At 61.5% G+C, this 22,259-nt stretch carries 18 protein-coding genes; 7 read left to right on the forward strand and 11 right to left on the reverse strand.

The genetic code is table 11. The features are described from left to right. Positions 1-4 precede the first annotated feature (4 nt). Positions 5-2,668, reverse strand: a complete 2,664-nt coding sequence (gene gyrA / locus M1D99_RS21600; protein ID WP_434571609.1) for a DNA gyrase subunit A — start codon at positions 2,666-2,668, stop codon at positions 5-7. 444 nt (positions 2,669-3,112) lie between these two features. Further along, positions 3,113-4,189, reverse strand: a complete 1,077-nt coding sequence (gene mtnA / locus M1D99_RS21605; RefSeq protein WP_458130762.1) for an S-methyl-5-thioribose-1-phosphate isomerase — start codon at positions 4,187-4,189, stop codon at positions 3,113-3,115. Positions 4,190-4,295: 106 nt separating this feature from the next. Here mtnA and M1D99_RS21610 point away from each other — a divergent pair, with 106 nt between their 5' ends. The 5 genes from M1D99_RS21610 (at position 4,296) to M1D99_RS21630 (ending at position 9,296) form a co-directional block, all read left to right on the forward strand. Beyond that, entirely contained in the window at positions 4,296-5,627 is a 1,332-nt protein-coding gene (locus M1D99_RS21610; protein ID WP_458130763.1) for a TRZ/ATZ family hydrolase, read from the forward strand. A 61-nt stretch (positions 5,628-5,688) separates the two neighbouring features. Next, positions 5,689-6,387, forward strand: coding sequence for a bifunctional 2-polyprenyl-6-hydroxyphenol methylase/3-demethylubiquinol 3-O-methyltransferase UbiG (gene ubiG / locus M1D99_RS21615; protein WP_063322361.1), 699 nt, complete (start codon positions 5,689-5,691; stop codon positions 6,385-6,387). Positions 6,388-6,391: 4 nt separating this feature from the next. Then, on the forward strand, positions 6,392-7,063 hold the full coding sequence (gene mupP, locus M1D99_RS21620; protein WP_186704714.1) for an N-acetylmuramic acid 6-phosphate phosphatase MupP: 672 nt from the start codon (positions 6,392-6,394) through the stop codon (positions 7,061-7,063). 212 nt (positions 7,064-7,275) lie between these two features. After that, entirely contained in the window at positions 7,276-8,016 is a 741-nt protein-coding gene (locus M1D99_RS21625; RefSeq protein ID WP_186704713.1) for a YciK family oxidoreductase, read from the forward strand. A gap of 353 nt (positions 8,017-8,369) precedes the next feature. After that, positions 8,370-9,296, forward strand: a complete 927-nt coding sequence (locus tag M1D99_RS21630; protein WP_186704712.1) for a GGDEF domain-containing protein — start codon at positions 8,370-8,372, stop codon at positions 9,294-9,296. A gap of 408 nt (positions 9,297-9,704) precedes the next feature. On the opposite strand, the gene M1D99_RS21635 is transcribed toward M1D99_RS21630, so the two are convergent. The 7 genes from M1D99_RS21635 to M1D99_RS21665 form a co-directional block, all read right to left on the reverse strand. Beyond that, positions 9,705-10,475 carry a TenA family transcriptional regulator gene (locus M1D99_RS21635; RefSeq protein ID WP_434571618.1) on the reverse strand — a complete coding sequence of 257 codons (771 nt, stop codon included), beginning with the start codon at positions 10,473-10,475 and terminating at the stop codon, positions 9,705-9,707. A 78-nt stretch (positions 10,476-10,553) separates the two neighbouring features. Then, positions 10,554-13,013: an EAL domain-containing protein gene (locus M1D99_RS21640; protein ID WP_186704710.1), complete on the reverse strand. Its 2,460-nt coding sequence runs from the start codon at positions 13,011-13,013 to the stop codon at positions 10,554-10,556. 191 nt (positions 13,014-13,204) lie between these two features. Beyond that, the gene (locus M1D99_RS21645) at positions 13,205-15,031 is read right to left on the reverse strand and encodes an ATP-binding cassette domain-containing protein (RefSeq protein WP_186704709.1); all 1,827 of its coding nucleotides are present in this window, start codon (positions 15,029-15,031) and stop codon (positions 13,205-13,207) included. Next, positions 15,024-15,626: a DsbA family protein gene (locus M1D99_RS21650; protein ID WP_186704752.1), complete on the reverse strand. Its 603-nt coding sequence runs from the start codon at positions 15,624-15,626 to the stop codon at positions 15,024-15,026. Before M1D99_RS21650 ends, M1D99_RS21645 begins: the two co-directional genes overlap by 8 nt. A gap of 36 nt (positions 15,627-15,662) precedes the next feature. After that, positions 15,663-16,604, reverse strand: coding sequence for an oxygen-dependent tRNA uridine(34) hydroxylase TrhO (gene trhO / locus M1D99_RS21655; protein WP_186704708.1), 942 nt, complete (start codon positions 16,602-16,604; stop codon positions 15,663-15,665). 285 nt (positions 16,605-16,889) lie between these two features. Beyond that, a complete protein-coding gene (locus tag M1D99_RS21660) occupies positions 16,890-17,189 on the reverse strand; it encodes a BolA family protein (protein WP_014337210.1) in 300 nt (99 codons plus the stop codon). Between the two features lie 12 nt (positions 17,190-17,201). Beyond that, the gene (locus tag M1D99_RS21665; protein WP_092167494.1) at positions 17,202-17,723 is read right to left on the reverse strand and encodes a DUF2059 domain-containing protein; all 522 of its coding nucleotides are present in this window, start codon (positions 17,721-17,723) and stop codon (positions 17,202-17,204) included. A 202-nt stretch (positions 17,724-17,925) separates the two neighbouring features. Here M1D99_RS21665 and M1D99_RS21670 point away from each other — a divergent pair, with 202 nt between their 5' ends. Further along, complete coding sequence (locus M1D99_RS21670; RefSeq protein WP_186704707.1) at positions 17,926-19,320, forward strand: class II fumarate hydratase; 1,395 nt, start codon at positions 17,926-17,928, stop codon at positions 19,318-19,320. A 185-nt stretch (positions 19,321-19,505) separates the two neighbouring features. Here M1D99_RS21670 and M1D99_RS21675 read toward each other — a convergent pair whose 3' ends face one another. After that, on the reverse strand, positions 19,506-20,468 hold the full coding sequence (locus M1D99_RS21675; RefSeq protein WP_458130764.1) for a DMT family transporter: 963 nt from the start codon (positions 20,466-20,468) through the stop codon (positions 19,506-19,508). Positions 20,469-20,660: 192 nt separating this feature from the next. Here M1D99_RS21675 and M1D99_RS21680 point away from each other — a divergent pair, with 192 nt between their 5' ends. Next, positions 20,661-20,858 (forward strand): DUF6316 family protein, encoded by a 198-nt coding sequence (locus M1D99_RS21680; RefSeq protein ID WP_186704705.1) that lies wholly within the window; start codon positions 20,661-20,663, stop codon positions 20,856-20,858. A gap of 159 nt (positions 20,859-21,017) precedes the next feature. Here M1D99_RS21680 and M1D99_RS21685 read toward each other — a convergent pair whose 3' ends face one another. Further along, a complete protein-coding gene (locus tag M1D99_RS21685; RefSeq protein ID WP_434571626.1) occupies positions 21,018-22,202 on the reverse strand; it encodes a thiolase family protein in 1,185 nt (394 codons plus the stop codon). Between the last annotated feature and the right edge of the window lie 57 nt (positions 22,203-22,259).

Here is a 22,259-nt window from a genome sequence, read left to right on the forward strand (position 1 = left end):
CCGCTTAGTCCTGCGGTTCTTCTTCGTCTGCGGCAGCGTCGAGCGGTTGGTCGCCGACAGCATCGTCGACATCGGCGCCGAGGGTGCCGTCGAGCGCCACGCCGTCTTCGCCTTCCAGCTCCTCGCCTTCGACTTCCGACGGCTCCTGGACCCGCTCGAGCCCGACCAGCGTTTCGTCGCTGGCCAGCTTGATCAGCGTCACGCCCTGGGTGTTACGACCCAGGCTCGACACTTCGTCGACCCGCGTACGCACCAGCGTGCCCTGGTCGGAAATCAACATGATCTCCTCGCCGTCGAGCACCTGCACGGCGCCGACCAGGCGACCGTTACGCTCGTTGCTGACCATGGCGATCACGCCCTGGCCGCCACGCTTGTACTCGGGGAACTCGCTGATGGCCGTGCGCTTGCCATAACCACGGGCCGAAGCGGTGAGGATCTGGCTGCCTTCTTCAGGGATCAGCATGGAAATCAGCTTCTGCCCTTCCGGCAGGCGCATACCACGGACACCGCGAGCGGTACGGCCCATGGCGCGAACGTCGGATTCCTTGAAGCGGGTGACCTTGCCGCCGTCGGAGAACAGCATGACCTCACGCTCGCCGTCGGTGATGGCGGCGGAAATCAGCACGTCGCCTTCGTCCAGCTCCAGGGCGATCAGGCCGACGCTGCGCTGGCGACTGAAGGATTCCAGCGGGGTCTTCTTCACGGTGCCGTTGGCGGTGGCCATGAAGATGTAGTGACCTTCGGTGTATTCCTCCACCGGCAGCATGGTGGTGATGTATTCACCATCGTCCAGCGGCAACAGGTTGACCAGCGGACGGCCGCGGGCGGCACGGGATGCTTCCGGGATCTCGTAGGTCTTGAGCCAGTACACCTTGCCTTTGCTGGAGAACAGCAGCAGCGTGGTGTGGCTGTTGGCAACCAGCAGGTGAGCGATGTAGTCCTCGTCCTTGACGCCGGTCGCCGACTTGCCTTTGCCGCCGCGACGCTGGGCCTGGTAGGCGGCCAGCGGCTGGGTCTTGGCGTAGCCGCCGTGGGAGATGGTCACCACGCGGTCTTCTTCCGGGATCATGTCACCCAGGGTCAGGTCCAGGCGCGCATCGAGGATCTCGGTGCGGCGCACGTCGCCGTATTCGGCGCGGATCACTTCCAGTTCTTCGCGGATCACTTCCATCAGGCGCGTGGCGCTGTTGAGGATGCGGATCAGCTCGCCGATCTGGTTGAGGATCTCCTGGTACTCGGCCAGCAGCTTCTCGTGCTCCAGGCCGGTCAGGCGGTGCAGGCGCAGTTCCAGGATGGCTTGCGCCTGTTCCGGGGACAGGAAGTACTTGCCTTCGCGCAGGCCATATTGCGGATCGAGGTTTTCCGGACGGCAGGAATCGGCGCCGGCACGCTCGACCATGGCCACCACCGCGGAGGATTCCCAAGGCGTGCTGACCAGCGCTTCCTTGGCTTCCGATGGCGTTGGCGAGGCCTTGATCAAGGCGATCACCGGGTCGATGTTCGACAAGGCAACGGCTTGGCCTTCAAGAATGTGGCCACGCTCGCGCGCCTTGCGCAGCTCGAATACGGTACGGCGGGTAACCACTTCGCGGCGGTGACGGACGAAGGCTTCCAGCAGGTCCTTGAGGTTCAGGATCCGCGGACGGCCGTCGATCAGAGCAACGATGTTGATGCCGAACACGCTTTGCAGCTGGGTCTGCGCGTAGAGGTTGTTGAGGATCACCTCAGGCACTTCGCCACGGCGCAGCTCGATCACGACGCGCATGCCGTCCTTGTCGGACTCGTCACGCAGCTCGGTGATGCCTTCGAGCTTCTTCTCTTTCACCAGCTCGGCGATCTTCTCGATCAGGCGGGCCTTGTTCAGCTGGTATGGCAGTTCGGTGATGACGATCTGCTGGCGACCACCGACCTTGTCGATGTCCTCGACAGTCGAGCGGGCGCGCATGTAAATGCGGCCACGGCCGGTGCGGTAGGCTTCGATGATGCCGGCGCGACCGTTGATGATCGCGGCGGTCGGGAAGTCCGGACCAGGGATGTATTGCATCAGCTCATCGACGGTCAGCTCGGGATTGTCGATGAGGGCCAGGCAACCGTCGATGACTTCACCGAGGTTGTGCGGCGGGATGTTGGTCGCCATGCCCACGGCGATACCGCTGGAGCCGTTGACGAGCAGGTTCGGGATACGGGTCGGCATGACCGCCGGGATCATTTCGGTGCCATCGTAGTTCGGCACCCAGTCCACGGTTTCCTTGTGCAGGTCGGCCAGCAGCTCGTGGGCCAGCTTGGTCATGCGCACTTCGGTGTATCGCATGGCCGCGGCGTTATCGCCGTCCACGGAACCGAAGTTGCCCTGGCCGTCTACCAGCAGGTAGCGCAGGGAGAATGGCTGCGCCATACGAACGATGGTGTCATACACGGCAGTGTCGCCGTGGGGGTGATACTTACCGATCACGTCGCCGACGACACGGGCGGATTTCTTGTACGGCTTGTTGAAGTCGTTGCCCAGCTCGCTCATCGCGAACAGCACGCGTCGGTGCACGGGCTTCAAGCCATCGCGCGCATCCGGCAGCGCCCGCCCGACGATTACGCTCATCGCGTAGTCGAGGTAGGACTGTTTCAGCTCGTCTTCGATATTGACCGGGAGGATTTCTTTGGCCAGTTCGCCCATGAGAAGCCTGATTCCTTTTTCTGGTGAAACCTCGTCACATCCAGATGGGACGAACGAAGCTCGCCGCTGCAGAACAAGTGCCATGCAGCGACTTACGACAAATCAACGAGTTATGCCATGGATCTGCGCAGTAAAGACCACCTCGCGAGGCGGCCTTGGAAACCGCCGGATGTTATCACAAGAGCCGCCACGCACCTATCCCCCAGATGCGCATGGTGCGTAGTTAGTTGACCGGTGACAGGCTGATATGGGATCAGAGGGGCTTAGAAGCACTGCGGATGGAGAATCAGGGCACAAATGCAAGGAATTTGTTGCCTTAAAGGCCTATTCGCGAGCAAGCCCGCTCCCACAGGGGATTTTTGTACGCCTGATATGTCAGCTCAACACATTCCACTGTGGGAGCGGGCTTGCTCGCGAAGGCGATAGATCAGGCGCCCCAAATTTTCAGTGCAACCGCTTGCGGCACATCAACTGCGCCAGCTTCGCGGTGTCCGGACGCTCGATGACGCCCTTCTCGGTCACAATCACATCGATCAAATCCGCCGGCGTGACATCGAATACCGGGTTGAAGGCGTCGATATCCGCGCCGAGCCCCTTGCCACCGACTTCCAGCAGTTCGCGCCTGTCGCGCTCTTCCATCGGAATGTCGTCACCGCTGGCCAGGCTCAGGTCGACGATCGAACTCGGCGCCACCACCATGAAGCGCACGCCATGGTGCATGGCACAGACTGCCAACTGATAAGTGCCGATCTTGTTCGCCACGTCGCCATTGGCGGCGATGCACTCGGCACCGACGATCACCCAAGTCACCCCTTTGGTCTTCATGATGTGGGCAGCGGCCGAGTCGGCGTTGAGGGTCACCGGAATGCCCTCACGAGCCAATTCCCACGCCGTCAGGCGCGAACCTTGCAGCCACGGCCGGGTTTCGTCGGCATAGACGCGCTCCACCATGCCTTCGATATAGGCACCCCGGATGACCCCCAAGGCCGTGCCGAAACCGCCGGTGGCCAGGGCGCCGGTGTTGCAGTGGGTGAGGATGGCCTGGGCGTTGCCCTGGTGCTTGCGGATCAGGTCGACACCCAGCTGGGCCATGGTCAGGTTGGCTTCGCGATCACTCTCGTGGATGGCGATGGCTTCGGCCTCTAATACCGCCAGCGGCTCGGCATGCCCTTTCAAGCGCCCCAGCCGGTCACGCATCCGATCCAGCGCCCAGAACAGGTTCGCCGCCGTCGGCCGGGCCTCGGCCAGCAAGGCAAAATCGGCTTCCAGCGCCGCCTGCCAATCGCCGCCCTCGGCCATCCTGGCCCGCGCCGCCAGCACAACGCCATACGCCGCGCTGATGCCGATGACCGGCGCGCCGCGCACGACCATCGCGCCAATAGCCTCGGCCACGTAGGCGACACGGGTGCAGGCGATCCAGTTCTCCTCGAACGGCAGGCTACGCTGGTCCAGCAGGTACAGGACGCCATCACGCCAATCGATGGCCTTCACCTTCTCCGCAGCCAATAGTCGATCGCGCATCCTTCACCCCGTACTCATGAACAAAAGCCGCCGATTATAGCGATCCCTCCGCGAAGACGCTCGGGTATACTTCGCCATCCTTTATACCCCATGGAACCGTTCCACGATGCCCAAGCCTGCCGTTGCGCTCGACTTATTATTGCTGCCGACCTGGTTGGTGCCTGTCGAACCCGCCGGTGTAGTGCTCAAGGATCATGGCCTGGGCATCCGCGACGGCTGCATCGTGTTCATCGGCCCACGGGCAGAAGCCCTGAAATGTGACGCAACCGAAGTCCGTGAGCTACCCGGCATGCTGCTCAGCCCCGGTCTGGTCAACGCCCACGGCCACGCGGCCATGACCTTGTTCCGTGGCTTGGCCGACGACCTACCCTTGATGACTTGGCTGGAACAGCACATCTGGCCGGCCGAGGCCAAATGGGTCGATGAGGATTTCGTCCGCGACGGCACCGACCTGGCGATCGCCGAACAGATCAAGGGCGGCATCACCTGCTTCTCCGACATGTATTTCTACCCCAAGATCGCCAGCCAGTGCGTCCACGACAGCGGGATTCGCGCGCAAATCGCCATTCCGGTCCTCGATTTCCCGATCCCCGGTGCCGCCAGCGCTGACGACGCCATTCGTCAGGGCATCGAATTATTTGGCGACCTCAAGCACCACCCGCGGATCAAAGTCGCATTCGGCCCGCACGCCCCTTACACGGTGGGCGATGAGAACCTGGAGAAAATCCGCGTGATCGCCGAGGAACTGGACGCGGCCATTCATATGCACGTTCACGAAACCGCCTTCGAAGTGCAGCAGGCTGTGGATAACACCGCTGAGCGACCGATGGCTCGCCTCGGGCGCCTGGGCCTGCTGGGGCCACGCTTCCAAGCCGTGCACATGACTCAAATCAGCGACGAAGACCAGGCCTTGCTGGTAGAAAGCAATTGCAGCGTGATCCACTGCCCGGAGTCGAACCTGAAGCTGGCCAGCGGTTTCTGTCCGGTGGAACGCCTGTGGCAGGCCGGCGTCAATGTCGCCCTTGGCACCGATGGCGCGGCGAGCAACAACGACCTTGACCTGCTCGGCGAAACCCGCACCGCCGCCCTGCTGGCCAAGGCCGTCGCCGGTTCGGCCACGGCCCTGGATGCCCATCGGGCCCTGCGCATGGCCACGCTCAATGGCGCCCGGGCGCTGGGCATCGAAACGACCGTCGGCTCCCTGGAAGTCGGCAAGGCCGCCGACCTGGTGGCTTTCGATTTGTCGGGCCTGGCCCAGCAACCGATCTATGACCCGGTGTCGCAGTTGATCTATGCCACTGGTCGCGATTGCGTCAAACACCTGTGGGTAGGCGGCAAGCCGTTATTGGAGGATGGCCGGCTGACCCGCATGGACGAACCGACACTGATCGCCACGGCCCAGGCCTGGGGTCGCCGCATCAGCGGCCACAACGAATGACCACGCCCCTTGAGCCACGGCTCGGGGCACCTGATTTTTCAAGCTTTTCGAGGATCTGCACATGAGCAACGTCGACCACGCCGAAATCGCCAAATTCGAAGCCCTGGCCCATCGCTGGTGGGACCGTGAAAGCGAATTCAAACCGCTGCACGACATCAACCCGCTGCGGGTCAACTGGATTGACGAACGGGTCAACCTGGCCGGCAAGAAAGTCCTCGACGTCGGTTGCGGCGGCGGCATCCTCAGCGAAGCCATGGCCCAGCGCGGTGCAACGGTAATGGGCATCGACATGGGCGAAGCCCCGCTGGCGGTGGCGCAACTGCATCAGTTGGAATCCGGCGTCAGCGTGGAATACCGGCAGATCACCGCCGAAGCCCTGGCCGAAGAAATGCCCGGCCAATTCGACGTGGTCACCTGCCTGGAAATGCTCGAGCATGTGCCAGACCCTTCCTCGGTCATCCGCGCCTGCTTCCGCATGGTCAAGCCGGGCGGCCAAGTGTTCTTCTCCACCATCAACCGCAACCCGAAGGCCTACCTGTTCGCCATCATCGGTGCCGAATACATCATGAAGCTGTTGCCACGGGGCACCCACGACTTCAAGAAATTCATCCGCCCTTCCGAACTGGGCGCTTGGAGCCGCGCGGCCGGGCTGACGGTCAAGGACATCATCGGCCTGACCTACAACCCGCTGACCAAGCACTACAAGCTGGCCGCCGACGTTGACGTCAACTACATGATCCAGACCTTGCGCGAGGAATAAGTCGATGCGTCTCAAAGCGGTTCTCTTCGACATGGACGGCACGCTGCTCGACACCGCGCCAGACTTCATCGCCATCTGCCAGGCCATGCGCGCCGACCGTGGCTTGCCACCGATGAACACCCAGCACATACGCGACGAGATTTCCGGCGGCGCCCGGGCGATGGTCGCGGTGACCTTTTCCATGGACCCGGAATCACCGGGGTTCGAGGAACTGCGCCAGGAATTCCTCGACCGCTACCTCAAGGGGTGCGCGGTCCACAGCCACCTGTTCGACGGCATGGCCGAGGTGCTGGCCGATATCGAGGCGGCCAACCTGATCTGGGGCGTGGTCACCAACAAGCCGGTGCGTTTCGCCGAACCGATCATGCAGCAACTGGGCCTGGCCGAGCGCTCGAAAGTGTTGATCTGCCCTGACCACGTGAAAAACAGCAAGCCGGACCCGGAACCGCTGACCCTGGCGTGCAAAATGCTCGACCTGGACCCGGCCAGCGTGCTGTTCGTGGGCGATGACCTGCGGGACATCGAGTCCGGCCGCAGCGCCGGCACCAAGACCTGCGCGGTGACCTATGGCTACATTCACCCGGACGACAACCCCAAGCACTGGGGCGCGGATGTGGTGATCGATCACCCATTGGCCCTGCGTGAAGTGCTGGATAACGCATTGTGCAGTTGCTGAGCTGATGTCGCTTTTGTGGCGAGGGAGCTTGCTCCCGTCCGGCGGCGAAGCCGTCGCCTGGGGACCGCTTCGCGCTCCAGCGGGAGCAAGCTCCCTCGCCACAAAAGCTCACTAAGCTCACTAAGCTCACCAAGCTAAGCTCACCAAGCTCACTGGCCATGACTGCTCTGCACAAACGGTAACGTGCCGCTTTATTTTGTTGAGGTTCTTTTATGTTTGATTATTCCGCCCGTCCCGATCTGCTCAATGGCCGGGTGATCCTGGTCACCGGCGCCGGTCGCGGGATCGGTGCCGCTGCTGCGAAAGCCTACGCCGCCCACGGTGCCACCGTCCTGCTGCTGGGCAAGACCGAAGCCAACCTGACCCAGGTCTACGATGAAATCGAAGCGGCCGGTCATCCGCAGCCGGCGGTGATCCCGTTCAACCTCGAAACCGCCCTGCCGCATCAATACGATGAACTGGCGGCGATGATCGAAACCGAGTTCGGTCACCTGGACGGCCTGCTGCACAACGCCTCGATCATCGGCCCACGTACGCCACTGGAACAGTTGTCCGGTGAGAACTTCATGCGGGTGATGCACGTCAACGTCAACGCGATGTTCATGCTCACCAGCACCCTGCTGCCCCTGCTCAAGCTGTCCAAGGACGCGTCGGTGGTGTTCACCTCCAGCAGCGTCGGCCGCAAGGGCCGGGCCTACTGGGGCGCCTATGGTGTATCCAAGTTCGCCACCGAGGGGCTGATGCAGACCCTGGCCGACGAAGTCGATACCGTCGCCCCGGTGCGCGCCAACAGCATCAACCCCGGTGCCACCCGCACCAGCATGCGTGCCCAGGCCTATCCGGGAGAAAACCCGCTCAACAATCCAACGCCCGAAGCGATCATGCCGGTCTACCTGTACCTCATGGGCCCGGACAGCACCGGCGTCAACGGCCAGGCGTTCAACGCGCAATAACGACCCGAGCCGGCGGCGCGACGATTTACCGTCGCGACACCGGCCCTGATCCATGCCAAACCAGGCGAACCGCCAAGCCCACGTCGCCGAAGCTTATCGCGAGCTGTTTTCAATCCATTGATTCCTCATCGGTTTTTACTGAAATGAACCGAATGGCACGACTTTCGCTCTAACCTCTTCAAACATGCCATGTTCGGCAGGTAATGGACGTTGAGACGAGACTTATGCCTGCCATGGAAAGCGGACTAAACTCAAATCAGTTGTCCTACGGGACTGATGGACCAGTACGACGCGCAGCCCAAAGTCGCCACACCCAACCTGCGGGACAGATTTAGCTTAGGGGCTAACGCCATATGAAAACGCCCACCCAGATCAACGCGATCGACTTCGACAGCGCCAAATTGCAGCGCCTGGGCCTGGCCCAGCCATCGCCGCTTGCGGCACGCTCTGTCAGTCTGTCGCAATTGCGCCAACAACTGAGCCAGCAACTGCAGACCAGCCTGGAGCCACAGCGCATCCTGGGCCTGTTTTTCCGCGAAATTCAGCGACTGGTTCCCCTGGATGCGTTGGCCTATCAGCATAAAGCCAGTGACCTGCGCCTGGAGTTCGGGCAACGAGGGCATCACACCCTCAGCTACAACCTCAGCCATGAAGGCGAACAGCTGGGGGAACTGGTATTCCGCCGCAACCAGCGTTTCATCGAGGCGGAACAGAGCGATCTCGAATCCATCATGTCGACGCTGCTGTATCCGCTGCGCAACGCGCTGCTCTACCGCGCCGCCACCCGTAGCGCCCTGCGAGATCCACTGACCGCTACCGGCAACCGCATCGCCATGGACCAGACCCTGATGCGGGAAATCGACATGGCCAAGCGTCATTCGCAGCCCTTGTCAGTGCTGATGCTCGATATCGATCATTTCAAGCGCATCAACGACAACCATGGTCACGGCGTCGGTGACGAAGTGCTCAAGGCCGTGGCCGAGTCGATCAAGGGCCAACTGCGCAACGTGGACATGGTGTTCAGGTTCGGCGGTGAAGAATTTCTGATCCTGCTGGCCAATACCAGCCGGGATGCGGCGGCCATGGTCGGCGAACGGCTGCGTTATGCCGCCCAGGCCCAGGATTACTTCGCCGCTGGCACCCGGATCGAGCTGACCGTCAGCCTGGGCTGCGCCACCCTGCTACCAGGGGAATCTTCGGAAAGCCTGCTACGCAGGGTCGACAGCGCGCTGTACGTGGCCAAGCGCGAGGGTCGCAATCGACTGGCGATGGCTGGCTGACAAGTATCGGCAGCAAAGAATATTGAAATATCTGTGGGAGCGGGCTTGCTCGCGAAAGCGGTGGGTCAGCCTACGACTATGTTGCATGTGCCAGAGTCTTCGCGAGCAAGCCCGCTCCCACAAGGTTTAAGGCGATTCAAGACAGCGCTCATCCAAAACAACTGTGGGAGCGAGCCTGCTCGCGAAAGCGGCCTAGCAGTCAACCTCCCCGTCGACTGGCAGACCGCTTCGCGAGCAGGCTCGCTCCCACAAGGTCTTGCGGCGATCACAGGCCAGCACTCACCCAAACAACTGTGGGAGCGAGCCTGCTCGCGATAGCGTCCTTGCAGTCAACCTCCCCGTCGACTGGCAGACCGCTTCGCGAGCAGGCTCGCTCCCACAGGTTGTGGCTATCTGTAGTGGTAGTAATCAGCTCCCGGCCAATGCCAGGCGCTCGCGGGGGGATGACGACTTACTCACCGTCTCCGACTGTTCCAGTTGCATGCAACGCTCCAGGAACAGATACATGTAGTCATAGCTCTTGCAAACGGCCTGGCGCAGCTCCGTCTGCAGGGCTTTGCTCGGGTTCATCCCCGCCAGCGTACAGATGATTTCCAAGGCTTCCCAAGGATGGGCATCGTCGTACTGGGCATGCATCTTCAGCCATTTCATGGCCCGCTTGCGGTCTTCCTCGGCGAAGGCGGCCGCATAGACACCGTTGGAACACACCAGCGCCGACCACTCTCCCGTGGCACCCTCGATGGCATAGTTGGTCGCGGCGATGGCCACGATCAACGCGTCCGAGGAACTGGTGTGCCAGCACCAGTGGCTCAAGGCATGAAGCTCAGGCGGTACCTGCTGGGCCTGCAGGTCTTCCAGGGTCACGCCGTGGGCGGCGCTCCAGTTGACCCAATAATCGGCATGGTTGAGTTCGACACGAATGTTGCGCATCAGCCAGCGACGCGCCATGTCCTCGCCAGGATGGCGGGCAAAGCGGGTCTTGGTGAGGTTCTGTGCCATGTATAAAGCGAACTGTTCGACGACCGGCCAACCACCAATGAGGTAGTGGCGCATGGTCTTGGCGCTGAGCTTGTTGTCGCGCATGCGCTGATACAGTTCGTGTTCGACAACCCGGCGCTTGCTCTCGCTGCAATCGGTAATGAGCTGCTGTGCCCATTTCGGATAGCTTGTGGCGTCCATGAGCGGGCCTGTTCGGTTGAATGTGTCGATCACTGTCGGGCTCCTTTTGATTGTGATTTTCTCGGATCAACAAGCGTTTCAGCGGAACGTGCCGGGGGCCTTGAATAACAACGGCTGGGGCCGGGCCGGCCGACATTGCAACGTGTCGCAGGTAAACAATTGCGGGCGTTCGATCACATACCCCTGAGCGTAGTCCACCCCTATCTCCAGCAATGCCTGCTCGATCTGGGCGGTTTCTACAAACTCGGCAATCGTGCGCTTACCCATGACGTGACCGATGTGATTGATCACTTCGACCATTGCACGGTTAATCGGGTCGTCCAGCATATCCTTTACGAAACTCCCGTCGATCTTCAAGAAGTCTACAGGTAAATGTTTCAGGTAAGCGAATGAAGACATTCCGGCGCAAAAGTCGTCCAGCGAGAAATAACATCCCAAGCTCTTGAGTTCATTGATAAAACGGATCGCACTGCCGAGATTCGAAATAGCGCTGGTTTCTGTAATTTCAAAACAAATCATTTCCGGCGGAATCGAGTAGGCGGCGAACTGTTTACGCAGGAAGTCGAGGAACGCCTGATCTCCGATAGTTGTGCCTGACAGATTAATCGCACACATCGCCATGGGCCCCTGTCGCGATTCATTCAGGCACTGGCGGATAATCTTGAAGACGTTTTCCACTACCCAACGATCCAGGGATGTCATCAGCCCGTAGCGTTCCGCCGCGGGAATGAAGCTGTCCGGCAGGATCATCCGCCCGGCTTCGTCATGCAGGCGCAGCAGGATTTCTATGTGCCCGCCACCATGATCGCCCGGGCCCAGCGCGGCGATTTCCTGGGCGTACAGGCAAAAGCGGTTTTCCTCCAAAGCCATGTGCAGGCGCTGGACCCAGGCCATCTCGCCAAAACGCAGGGACAACTCCGAGTCGTCGGCATGATAGACCTGAACCCGATTGCGCCCCTTTTCCTTGGCCATATAACAGGCCATGTCGGCGGCCCGCAGGGATGCCTCCAGGGTCGTCGGGGTCTGGGCGATGTGCACCAGGCCAATGCTCACGGTGGTCACGAACGGCCGGCCCTTCCAGACAAAATGCAGGTTCTGCACGGTCTGGCGCAGCCCTTCGGCAATCTTTTCCGCAGCCTCCGGCGAACAGTTCTCCAGCAGGATCCCGAACTCATCGCCGCCCAACCGGGCCAGGGTGTCGTTTTCCCGCAGCCCTGATTGCAACAAGGCACAGATATGCCGCAACAACTCGTCTCCCGCCGCGTGGCCGCAGGTGTCGTTAACCAGCTTGAACTGGTCCAGGTCGAGGAACATCAAGGCATGCCGGCCGACCTGGCGAGTGAGGTTGTGCAAGGCCTGCTCGAGGCGATACTCGAATTCCCGGCGGTTGGCCAGGCCGGTCAGGGCGTCGTGGGTGGCCTGCCACGACAGGTTGGCGATGTATTGCCGCTCCTGGGTCATGTCATGCAGCACCAGCACGGCGCCGCTGACCTTGCCAGCATGGCGGATCGGCGCGCCCACCAGGGTGACCGAGACCGTGCTGCCATCCAGGCGCTGGATCAGTTTCGAATGTTCGCTGGCGCCACTGAGTCGACCGCTGAGGATGTGCTCGATCAAGGTCAGCCCTTCGGTCTGGGCATTGTCATCGAGCAAATTGAACAGCGCGGCCAAGGGCAAGCCCGTGGCGTGTTCGGCCTTCCAATGGGTCATCGCTTCGGCGGCGGGGTTCATGTAGGCGATGGCCCCTTCCACGTCGGTGGTGATCACCCCATCGCCAATGGATTGCAGGGTGATCTGCGCTCGTTCTTTCTCCATCTGCAGCGCATTGGCGAACACCTGCCGCTGGGCCAGCAACTTATGGGTACGCAACAGCGCCAGGACGATCAGCCCCAGGGCGGTGGCGAAATTGGTCACCAGCAGAAGCCGCAGGATGAAACGCGAGCCCTCTCCCAGTGCGTCGCTGAACGCCTTGGCAGCCGGGGTCACGGAATCATTGATCGCAAAGATCTGGGCCTTCCAGCCGCGGATGTCCACCTCCGAGGCCTGGCCCGCGGCGATGCTGCCGTGCATCTGCCGGGCGACGTTATTCAATTCGATCAGGTAGCCGTCGCCCACCGTCCAGAGATCGATGGCTTCTTCCAAGTAACTGAAGTGACGGAAATTCAAATAAAGCCAGATCAGGCTGGACACATCGTCCGGGTGATTGCCGCCCTTGAGGATGCCGGCCCGTGCGGCCTCCAGGTCCGGCGGCTCACGGTCCAGCGCCACCCGCAATTCGTGGCCGCCCTCGGGCACGGCGATGGCCTGCTGAAATTTTCGGAAAATCGCCTCATCGCGGCTGTCGGCGTAGAGGTTGAGGTAATAGATGGCGTCTTTCTGCCCCTTGGACCAGAGACTCTCCCCCGCCACATAGCCGCGAACCGCAGACAATACGTATAGGCTGACGCCGCCGAGCAATGCCTGAAATAGCACAACGGCGATAAAGGGCCAGACGATACCCAGCAGCCGTGGTGTTCCGAGAGTCTGCTTTTGCTTCATGAGGTCCCTTGCACACAGGTATTGCGGACGAACACCCGCCAGAATTCCACTCCTGACTCAATAGCCTAGGCTAGTTTTCGACCCATCGAATGAATGGATGAACAGATCGACAGACTTTGCGTGGAATTTGGGAAAAACAGCGGGTTTGCCTGCTTTTTTTCCGATACTAAGCGCAGAAAACCGCCGGAAACTCAAGGCTGCTGTATTTGTTGCAAATGACCGTAGAGCCGAGCGTACAGGCCCCCTTCGGCAATCAGTTGCAAATGGTCGCCGTCTTCGGCGATTCGCCCACCGTCGAACACCAATACCCGATCAGCCTGCTTCACCGCCGAGAGCCGGTGGGCGATGATCAGGGTGGTACGCGCGCTCAAAAAACGCGCCAGGGCCTGGTGCAGGTTGTACTCTGTGGCCGCGTCCAGGGCCGAGGTGGCTTCGTCGAGAATCACCACCCGAGGATTGGCCAATACCATGCGGGCAATGGCCAGCCGTTGGCGCTGCCCGCCGGACAACCGTACCCCGGAACGCCCAACGATGCTTTCCAGGCCCAGGGGCAGCGCCCGTACCGTGGCGTCGAGTTGGGCGATTTCCAGCGCCTGCCAGCAGGCCTCGTCGCTGCGTTCACGGCCCATGGTCAAGTTAGCCCGCACCGTGTCGTTGAACAACGCCGGATGCTGAAGCACCACAGCGACGTTCTCGCGAATGGTTTCCAGGCCAACCTCCTGCTGCGTGGCGCCGCCGAAACGAATGCTGCCCGACTGCGGCGTGTACAGCCCGAGCAGCAACTGCACCAGAGTGCTCTTGCCGCCGCCACTGGCCCCGACGATGGCGACTTTTTCCCCCGCAGAGATGGACAGGTTCAATTGGTCGAGCACCAACTCCTCGCCGTAACCGAAACTCAACCCTTGGATCTCGATGCCCACGGTGTCACGGCCCTTGAACGGATCGACGACGCCGGTGTACTGCGGCTCGTCGGCCCGGGCCAGCAGTTCATTGATGCGGTTCAAGGCGCCGCCGGCGGCGTAAAAGGCGTACTGCAAATTCAACAACTGCTCGACCGGACCGATCATGAACCAGAGGTAGCTGAACACCGCCAGCATCTGGCCGATGGACAGGTCGGAAAACACCACGGTGAGCATGGCCGCCGCGCGAAAAATATCGATGCCGAACTGGAACAGCAAACCACTGGCGCGGTTCGAGGCGTCGGTTTTCCACTGCGAGTTCACGGCATAATCGCGGACTTCCTTGGCGCGCATTCCCAAGCGCCCAAGGAAATGGCCCTGGCGGTTGCCGGCGCGCACTTCCTGGATGGCGTCCAGGGTTTCGGTCAAGGCCTGGGTAAAGCGCGAGGTGCTGTCGTTCTCCAGTTTCTTGAGGTGCTTGACCCGCTTGCCCAACTGTACCGTGGCGTAGATCACCAGCGGGTTGAACAGCAGGATCAGCAGCGCCAGTTTCCAGTGCATCCACACCAGGATCCCGGCGGTGCCCACCAAGGTCAGCATCGCCACCAGGAAACGGCTGAGGGTTTCGCCGATGAATTTGTCGAGGGTGTCCAGGTCGGTGACCAGGTGGGCCGCCACCGTGCCGCTGCCCAGGCTTTCGTACTCGCCCAGGGAGATTCGCTTGAGACGTTCGATCAGGCGGATGCGAATGCGGTAGACGAGATCCTTGGCCAGCCTGGCGAACAAGCGCGCCTGCAGCACGTTGAACAGCAAGGCGCCGCAGCGCAGGGCCAGGGTCGCCAGCAACATCAGCCCGATATAGCCAGCAGCGCTCTGCCACGCCGTTGGCAATGCATGGTTCATGACGTTCAAGGCCGCATCGCCGTGGCCCAGCAGGACTTCGTCCACCAACAGCGGCAACAGCAACGGGATCGGAACGCTGCACAGCGTCGCCAGCACGGCCACGCCGTTGGCGATCCACAGGGCTTTTTTATGGGTGAGGGCCAGGCGACGGATTTCCGCCCAGCTCAACCGATCGATGCGCCGCGAGGCCGATGGGTCTGGCGGCCGCTCAGGCACAGGTCGCGCGCTCCAGCCATCGGCCCAGCAACGGCGACAACTGGCCCAGGGGCTGATAACCGTTGGTCAGCAAGGCCAGTTGGCCGTCGCGCTCAGCCAACAGCGTGGGGAACCCGGCGATGCCCAGGTCCTGTACCCAGGTGAAATCCGCCGCGGTGGCCGCGTGTTGGTCGGCGCGGTCAAAAGCGGCAGCGAATTCGATGCGTGGCAACCCGGCCTGTTCGGCCAGCTCCACCAGGACGCTGGCGTGGGTGACGTCGCGGCCTTGCACATAAAAGGCCTGCTGGATCAGCTTCACCAGCTTCCAGGCCAAGTCCGGGGCGAGGCTGCGAGCCGTCACCAATGCCCGGCAGGCTGGTTCGGTGTCGTAGACGAAACCGTCCGGCAATGCGCCTTCAAGCTTGAAGGGCTGGCCGGTGGCCTGGGTCACCGCCTGCCAATGTTCAAGAATGTAGCGCCGGGTGGTCGGCTCCAGCGCCGAACCACTGCCGGTGCGCAAACCGCCCACCACCAGGTGCAATTCCACACCCGCGGCCTGCGCCTGCTCGACCAATGCCTCGGCCACCGGTGCAAAGCCCCAGCACCAGGAGCACATCGGGTCCATCACGTAGAGCAGGCGCGACGCCATGGTTCAAGCCTCGGAAGATGTTTGCTTATAGTTGTAGCCGATCGGGTGCGGCATGTTCCGCGCCTTGGCCAACTCGATCTGCTTCTGCCGGTCGATGGCGCTGCGACGGGTTTTCTCGCTCAGCTTATCCCAGCAATGCGGGCAGCTGATGCCAGGCACATAATGCTCCGAAGCGCGGTCTTCTACGCTCACCGGGGTACGACAAGCATGACATTGATCGTAGTCCCCTTCGCTGAGGTCGTGGCGAACGGTCACGCGGTTATCGAACACGAAGCAGTCGCCGCGCCACTTGGTTTCCTCCTGAGGCACCTCTTCGAGGTATTTCAGGATGCCGCCCTTGAGGTGATAGACCTCGTCGAAGCCTTGGCCCAGCATGTAGCTGGAAGCCTTTTCACAACGAATGCCGCCGGTGCAGAACATCGCGACTTTCTTGTGCCTGGCCGGGTCGAAGTTGGCCTTGATGTACTCGGGGAACTCGCGAAAGCTGGTGGTCTTGGGGTCGATGGCGCCTTCGAAGGTGCCGATGGACACTTCGTAATCGTTGCGGGTGTCGATCAACAGCACTTGCGGATCGCTGATCAACGCGTTCCAGTCTTGTGGCTCGACGTACGTGCCGACCTGCTTGTTCGGGTCCACGCCTTCGACGCCGAGGGTGACGATTTCTTTCTTGAGCTTGACCTTGGTGCGGTAGAACGGCTGCTCGTCGCAGTACGACTCTTTATGGTCGATGTCGTCCATGCGCGGATCGTTCTTGAGCCAGGCCATCAACCCGTCGATGCCTTCACGGGTGCCGGAGACCGTGCCGTTGATGCCTTCCTCGGCGATCAGCAGCGTGCCTTTGATGCCGTTATCAAGCATGGCCTTGAGCAGGGGCTCACGCAGCTCGACGTAATCTTCAAGGGTGACGAACTTATACAGTGCCGCCACGACAATGGGTTGTGTCATGGGTGTTTCTCCAGGTGGCTACCCTCGTAAAGGGTGAACCGGATGCGAAAAAAAACGCGCCGGGTGAGCGGCGCGTTGCGGATTCTAACAAAAACAATGTGGTTTTAGGAGCGAGAGCCTTTGTGGCGAGGGGAGCTTGCTCCCGCTGGGTTGCGCAGCAGCCCCAAAAAACTGATTGGGATCAGCCTGACACGACGCGTGTGATTGGCTTGGGGGCCGCTTCGCAGCCCAGCGGGAGCAAGCTCCCTCGCCACAAAAGCTTCCTGGCCATAACAGGTTGCCCGCTCAGTGCTTGCTGCCACCGGCACACGTCGGCGAAGCCGGGGCCGCGTCGATCTGCGCCCACTCCTCAGGCGTGTAGGTGTGCAGCGCCAACGCATGGAACTCACCCATCAGCTCGCCCAGCGTGCCGTAGACCTTCTGGTGACGCTTGACGCGATTGAGCCCTTCGAACTGCTGGCTGACCACCACGGCCTTGAAATGCGTCTGCAGGCCACGGCTGTGCATGTGGCTTTCATCCAGCACTTGCAAGTGCTCGGGCTGCAAGAGCCCGAGTGTCGATTCGATGCGTTGTTGCATGCTCATACCGGGCTCCGCTTACGGCTTTTTCTTGGCTGGGGCGGCGGCTTTTGGCTCGAGCTCGGCCGTCATGTCGGCCAGCAGCTTGTTGACCACCGGCACCGCGCTTTCAAGCTTGGCCTGGGTCAGCTGGGCCGATTGCTGGGTCAGCTGTGGCATTTTTTCCAGGACTTTCTTGCCCAATGGCGATTGGTAGAAAGCCACCAGGTCCTTGAGCTCCGACTCGTTGAAGTTGCTGGTGTAGAGCTTGACCATGTCAGGCTTGAGCTTGTTCCAGCCGATGGCTTGGTCCAGCGCGGCATTGGCCTTGGCCTGATAGGTTTCCAGGGTGGCTTTTTTCGACTCAGGGGCCTTGGTCTGTTCAAAGCGCTGGGCAAACATTTGCTGCACTTGCATGTACACCGGAGTGCCCAGTTTGTCAGCGTGCGCCAGGGTCAGGAACGCTTCGGCGCTGGCGTTGTGGCTGGCGGTATCGGCGAAAACAGGGCCGCTGGCACACACCAGAGCAACTGCGGTACAGATGGCACGAAGACGGGTCATCGAGTTTCCTTTGTTTACAGGCGAGGTAAAACCCCAAGGGCGACCATTCTGCGCCTAAAAAACGCCGGGCCTCAACCCCGATGCTTGTCGGGTCCGATTGACGGAGCGAACACACCGCTCCTGGATTGAGCGATGATTGAGGGAACCGGTGCCGCCCATCTGGGCCTAAACTGCGCATTCAGCCTTTAAGGAGTTTGACCCGATGAGCCGTATCGAAACCGACAGCCTTGGCCAGGTTGAAGTCCCGGATGAGGCCTACTGGGGAGCCCAGACGCAGCGTTCCATGATCAACTTCGCCATTGGCAACGAACGCATGCCGCTGTCGGTGCTGCATGCCTTGGCACTGATCAAGAAGGCCGCCGCGCGGGTCAATGATCGCAATGGCGACCTCCCCGCCGACATCGCCCGCCTGATCGAACAGGCCGCCGACGAAGTGCTCGCCGGCCAGCACGACGACCAGTTCCCACTAGTGGTCTGGCAGACCGGCAGCGGGACCCAGAGCAATATGAACGTCAACGAGGTGATCGCCGGGCGCGCCAACGAACTGGCCGGCAACCCCCGCGGCGGCAAGAGCCCGGTGCACCCCAACGACCACGTCAACCGCTCGCAGAGTTCCAACGACTGCTTCCCCACCGCCATGCACATCGCCGCCGCCCAGGCTGTCCATCAGCAATTGCTGCCGGCCATCAGCGAACTCTCCGGCGGCCTCGCGGAACTGGCGGCGCGCCACATGAAGCTGGTCAAGACCGGCCGCACCCACATGATGGATGCCACGCCAATCACCTTTGGCCAGGAGCTGTCGGCGTTCATTGCCCAGCTCGATTATGCCGAACGGGCGATCCGCGCCGCGCTGCCGGCCGTCTGCGAACTGGCCCAGGGCGGCACAGCCGTGGGCACCGGGCTCAATTCACCCCATGGTTTCGGCGAAGCGATTGCCGCTGAACTGGCGGCGCTCTCGGGCCTGCCGTTCGTCACCGCACCGAACAAGTTCGCCGCGCTGGCCGGCCATGAACCCCTGACTTCCTTGTCCGGCGCCCTGAAGACCCTCGCCGTGACCCTGATGAAAATCGCCAACGACCTGCGTCTGCTGGGCTCAGGCCCCCGGGCCGGCTTCGCCGAGGTGAAATTGCCAGCCAACGAACCGGGCAGCTCCATCATGCCTGGCAAGGTCAACCCGACCCAGTGCGAAGCCTTGTCGATGCTGGCCTGCCAGGTCATGGGCAACGACGTGACCATTGGTTTTGCCGCCAGCCAGGGGCATTTGCAGTTGAACGTGTTCAAACCGGTGATCATCCACAACCTGCTGCAGTCGATACGCCTGCTGGCCGACGGCTGCAGCAACTTCCAGCAGCACTGCATCGCCGGTCTCGAACCGGACGCCGAGCAGATGGCCGCGCACCTGGAACGTGGGTTGATGCTGGTGACCGCACTGAACCCGCATATCGGCTACGACAAGTCAGCGGAAATCGCCAAGAAAGCCTACGGCGAAGGGCTGACCTTGCGCGAGGCGGCGCTGCAACTGGGGTACCTGACCGATGAAGAATTCGATGCCTGGGTGAGGCCGGAGAATATGTTGGAGGCCGGTAGCCAGGGCTAACGCCATCCCTCCTGTGGGAGCGAGCCTGCTCGCGATGAGGCCGGCAGGCTCGACATCCTCATCGCCTGCCAAGCCGCTTTCGCGAGCAAGCCCGCTCCCACAATGGATCTTCAGTGTATGCAATACTACGGCTCACATAGATTCCCTGTGGGAGCGGGCTTGCTCGCGAAGAACGATAACGCGGTTTAACGCCCGACAGCCAAACGCTCGCGTCGGGCCTTGAGCCCGGCGATCAACGAGGGGCCCAGGGCGACCAGCGCCGAACCCAGCACTACCAGCACCGCCCCGCCATAGCCCAGCAGGTTGATCTGCTCGGCATGGACATAATCAGGCCACCACCAGGCCGCCATCGCCACTGCGGAGAAGGTCACCAGCGGCGTGATCGCCAGGGTCGCGCTGACCCGCGACGCTTCCCAATGGGCCAGGGCTTCGGCAAACGCGCCATAGGCAATCAAGGTATTGAGGCAGCACGCGAGCAACAACCAGCCTTGCAGCGGGCTCAATTGCAGCGCCTCCAACGGATGCACCCAGGGCGTGAGCAGCAGCGCGCAGAACAGGTAGATCACCATCATCACCTGCAGCGAATTCCACACCGTCAACAATTGCTTCTGGCCCAGGGCGTAGAACGTCCAGACCGTCGATGCCAACAACACCATCAACACCCCGGCGGTGTATTCGCTCAGGGACGTCAGCAACTCGCCCAGGCGCTGGTTGAAAAACAGCGTGAAACCGATCAGCAACACCAACAGGCCAATGCCCTGCCCCACGCTGAACCGCTCCTTGAACACGAACAGGCTGGCGACCAGCAACATGATCGGCCCCATCTGCACCACCAGTTGCGCGGTGCCGGGGCTCAAGCGGTTCAGGCCCATCAGGTACAACACGTAGTTGCCCACCAGCCCGAGCACGGCCATCGCCACCAGCCAGCCGCCGCGCGGGCCGAGCACCTTGCGACTGGGCAGGCGCCGAGTCGCCGCCAAATAAATGAACAGCAAACCGCCGGACACCAGCAAGCGAAACCAGGTCACGGTGACCGGGTCCATCACTTGCAGCACTTGCTTGAGCTTGATCGGCAGGATTCCCCAGAGCAGGGCCGTCAACAGGGCGAGGAACAAGCCGTAGACCCAGCGACCGGACGATATGTGCATGCAACCCTCGAAGCCCTAGACAAAGAACGCCCATTCTAGGCGCCTGCGACCGAGCAACACAGGAACAGTTGGGGATTAATTGAACCGGTTACCGGCATGGCACATGGCCGCCTATCGGCTCGCCAAGCAACGGTCCACGCCAGCCTCTAAACTTCACTCAACCTGTTCCCGCCGCCCCTTTTGGAGCCCCTCATGCTTGGCAAACGCGCCCAGGACCTCGCCCCGGCGATGGTCTTTCCCAGTGACCGGATTTGCCGCATCAACGGTGAATTTTACTTCAACACCCGGGAAGGCACCCAGGAAGGGCCGTTCGCCAATCGCGAGGAGGCGTTGCGGGAGGTGGAAGCGTATGTACAGCGGATGTTGCAACTGACTCAGGTCGCCAGCTAGCGCCGTACTCCTGTGGCGAGGGAGCTTGCTCCCGCTGGGTCGCGAAGCGGCCCCCTGCCCCATTCAATAAACCGCATCGACAGTTTGGCGCCTGCTTCGCAGCCGAGCGGGAGCAAGCTCCCTCGCCACAAAAGCTCTGTGCAAGCATACTTTTTGCGGTTATCTCACCGCCTCGAACAACCCCGTCGCCCCCATCCCGCCGCCCACACACATGGTCACGATGCCGTAGCGCAGGTTGCGCCGTTGCAGCTCACGCACCAGATGCCCGACTTGCCGCGAACCGGTCATGCCGAACGGATGGCCGATGGAGATCGAGCCGCCGTTGACGTTGTATTTCTCTGGATCGATTTCCAGCCGGTTGCGGCTGTACAGGCACTGGGAAGCAAACGCCTCGTTGAGTTCCCACAGGTCGATATCGGCGATCTGCAAGCCCTTGGCCTTGAGCAGCTTGGGCACTGAAAATACCGGGCCGATGCCCATTTCGTCCGGCTCGCAACCGGCCACGGTGAAACCACGGAAAAATGCCTTGGGCTTGAGCCCCAGCGCCAAGGCCTTTTCCAGGCTCATGACCAAGGTCATCGAGGCGCCGTCGGACAACTGCGACGAGTTGCCCGCCGTCACCGAACCGTCTTCGGCGAACACCGGCTTCAGGCCCGCCAGGCTTTCATAGGTGGTGTCCGGGCGGTTGCAATCGTCATGATCGACCACGCCTTCAAGAATCTGCACCGCACCGGTCTGCTTGTCCTCGACCCGGTACTTGACCGCCATCGGGATGATTTCATCATCGAACAATCCCGCCGCCTGGGCCTTGGCGGTGCGTTGCTGGCTCTGCAAGGCGTAACGGTCCTGCTCCTCGCGGCTGACCTGGTAACGGCGAGCGACGATCTCCGCTGTCTGGCCCATGGGGAAATAAATCCCGGGCACTTGCTCCTTGAGCAGTGGGTTGATCAGGTTGTCGGTATTGACGCTTTTCATCGTCAGGCTGATGGATTCCACACCGCCCGCCACAATGATGTCGCTGCAACCGGAAGCGATCTGGTTGGCGGCGATGGCAATGGCTTGCAGGCCCGAGGAACAGAAACGGTTGAGGGTCATGCCGGCCGTGCCGATGCCCAATCGCGAGAGCACCGCCACGTTGCGCCCGATGTTGTAGCCCTGGGCGCCCTCATTGGAGCCGGCCCCGACGATGCAATCCTCGACGCTGGCCGGGTTGATGTCGTTGCGCGCCAACAAGGCATCGACACAATGGGCCGCCATGTCGTCTGGACGGGTCATGTTGAACTTGCCACGAAAGGACTTGGCCAGGCCGGTCCGTACGCTGTCGACGATCACCACTTCACGCATGGCTGTACCTCATTGTTCTGGTCGGTTGAGAGTGAATCGAGCATAGATCCACTGGAT

This window comes from Pseudomonas sp. R3-41, from assembly GCF_054161485.1.

What these genes read in the sequence shown, in the direction of transcription:
- gyrA (WP_434571609.1), bottom strand. Translation starts at nt 2,668, where the DNA reads ATGGGCGAACTGGCCAAAGAAATCCTCCCGGTCAATATCGAAGACGAG.
- mtnA (WP_458130762.1), bottom strand. Translation starts at nt 4,189, where the DNA reads ATGCGCGATCGACTATTGGCTGCGGAGAAGGTGAAGGCCATCGATTGG.
- M1D99_RS21610 (WP_458130763.1), top strand. Translation starts at nt 4,296, where the DNA reads ATGCCCAAGCCTGCCGTTGCGCTCGACTTATTATTGCTGCCGACCTGG.
- ubiG (WP_063322361.1), top strand. Translation starts at nt 5,689, where the DNA reads ATGAGCAACGTCGACCACGCCGAAATCGCCAAATTCGAAGCCCTGGCC.
- mupP (WP_186704714.1), top strand. Translation starts at nt 6,392, where the DNA reads ATGCGTCTCAAAGCGGTTCTCTTCGACATGGACGGCACGCTGCTCGAC.
- M1D99_RS21625 (WP_186704713.1), top strand. Translation starts at nt 7,276, where the DNA reads ATGTTTGATTATTCCGCCCGTCCCGATCTGCTCAATGGCCGGGTGATC.
- M1D99_RS21630 (WP_186704712.1), top strand. Translation starts at nt 8,370, where the DNA reads ATGAAAACGCCCACCCAGATCAACGCGATCGACTTCGACAGCGCCAAA.
- M1D99_RS21635 (WP_434571618.1), bottom strand. Translation starts at nt 10,475, where the DNA reads ATGGACGCCACAAGCTATCCGAAATGGGCACAGCAGCTCATTACCGAT.
- M1D99_RS21640 (WP_186704710.1), bottom strand. Translation starts at nt 13,013, where the DNA reads ATGAAGCAAAAGCAGACTCTCGGAACACCACGGCTGCTGGGTATCGTC.
- M1D99_RS21650 (WP_186704752.1), bottom strand. Translation starts at nt 15,626, where the DNA reads ATGTGCTCCTGGTGCTGGGGCTTTGCACCGGTGGCCGAGGCATTGGTC.
- trhO (WP_186704708.1), bottom strand. Translation starts at nt 16,604, where the DNA reads ATGACACAACCCATTGTCGTGGCGGCACTGTATAAGTTCGTCACCCTT.
- M1D99_RS21660 (WP_014337210.1), bottom strand. Translation starts at nt 17,189, where the DNA reads ATGAGCATGCAACAACGCATCGAATCGACACTCGGGCTCTTGCAGCCC.
- M1D99_RS21665 (WP_092167494.1), bottom strand. Translation starts at nt 17,723, where the DNA reads ATGACCCGTCTTCGTGCCATCTGTACCGCAGTTGCTCTGGTGTGTGCC.
- M1D99_RS21670 (WP_186704707.1), top strand. Translation starts at nt 17,926, where the DNA reads ATGAGCCGTATCGAAACCGACAGCCTTGGCCAGGTTGAAGTCCCGGAT.
- M1D99_RS21675 (WP_458130764.1), bottom strand. Translation starts at nt 20,468, where the DNA reads ATGCACATATCGTCCGGTCGCTGGGTCTACGGCTTGTTCCTCGCCCTG.
- M1D99_RS21680 (WP_186704705.1), top strand. Translation starts at nt 20,661, where the DNA reads ATGCTTGGCAAACGCGCCCAGGACCTCGCCCCGGCGATGGTCTTTCCC.
- M1D99_RS21685 (WP_434571626.1), bottom strand. Translation starts at nt 22,202, where the DNA reads ATGCGTGAAGTGGTGATCGTCGACAGCGTACGGACCGGCCTGGCCAAG.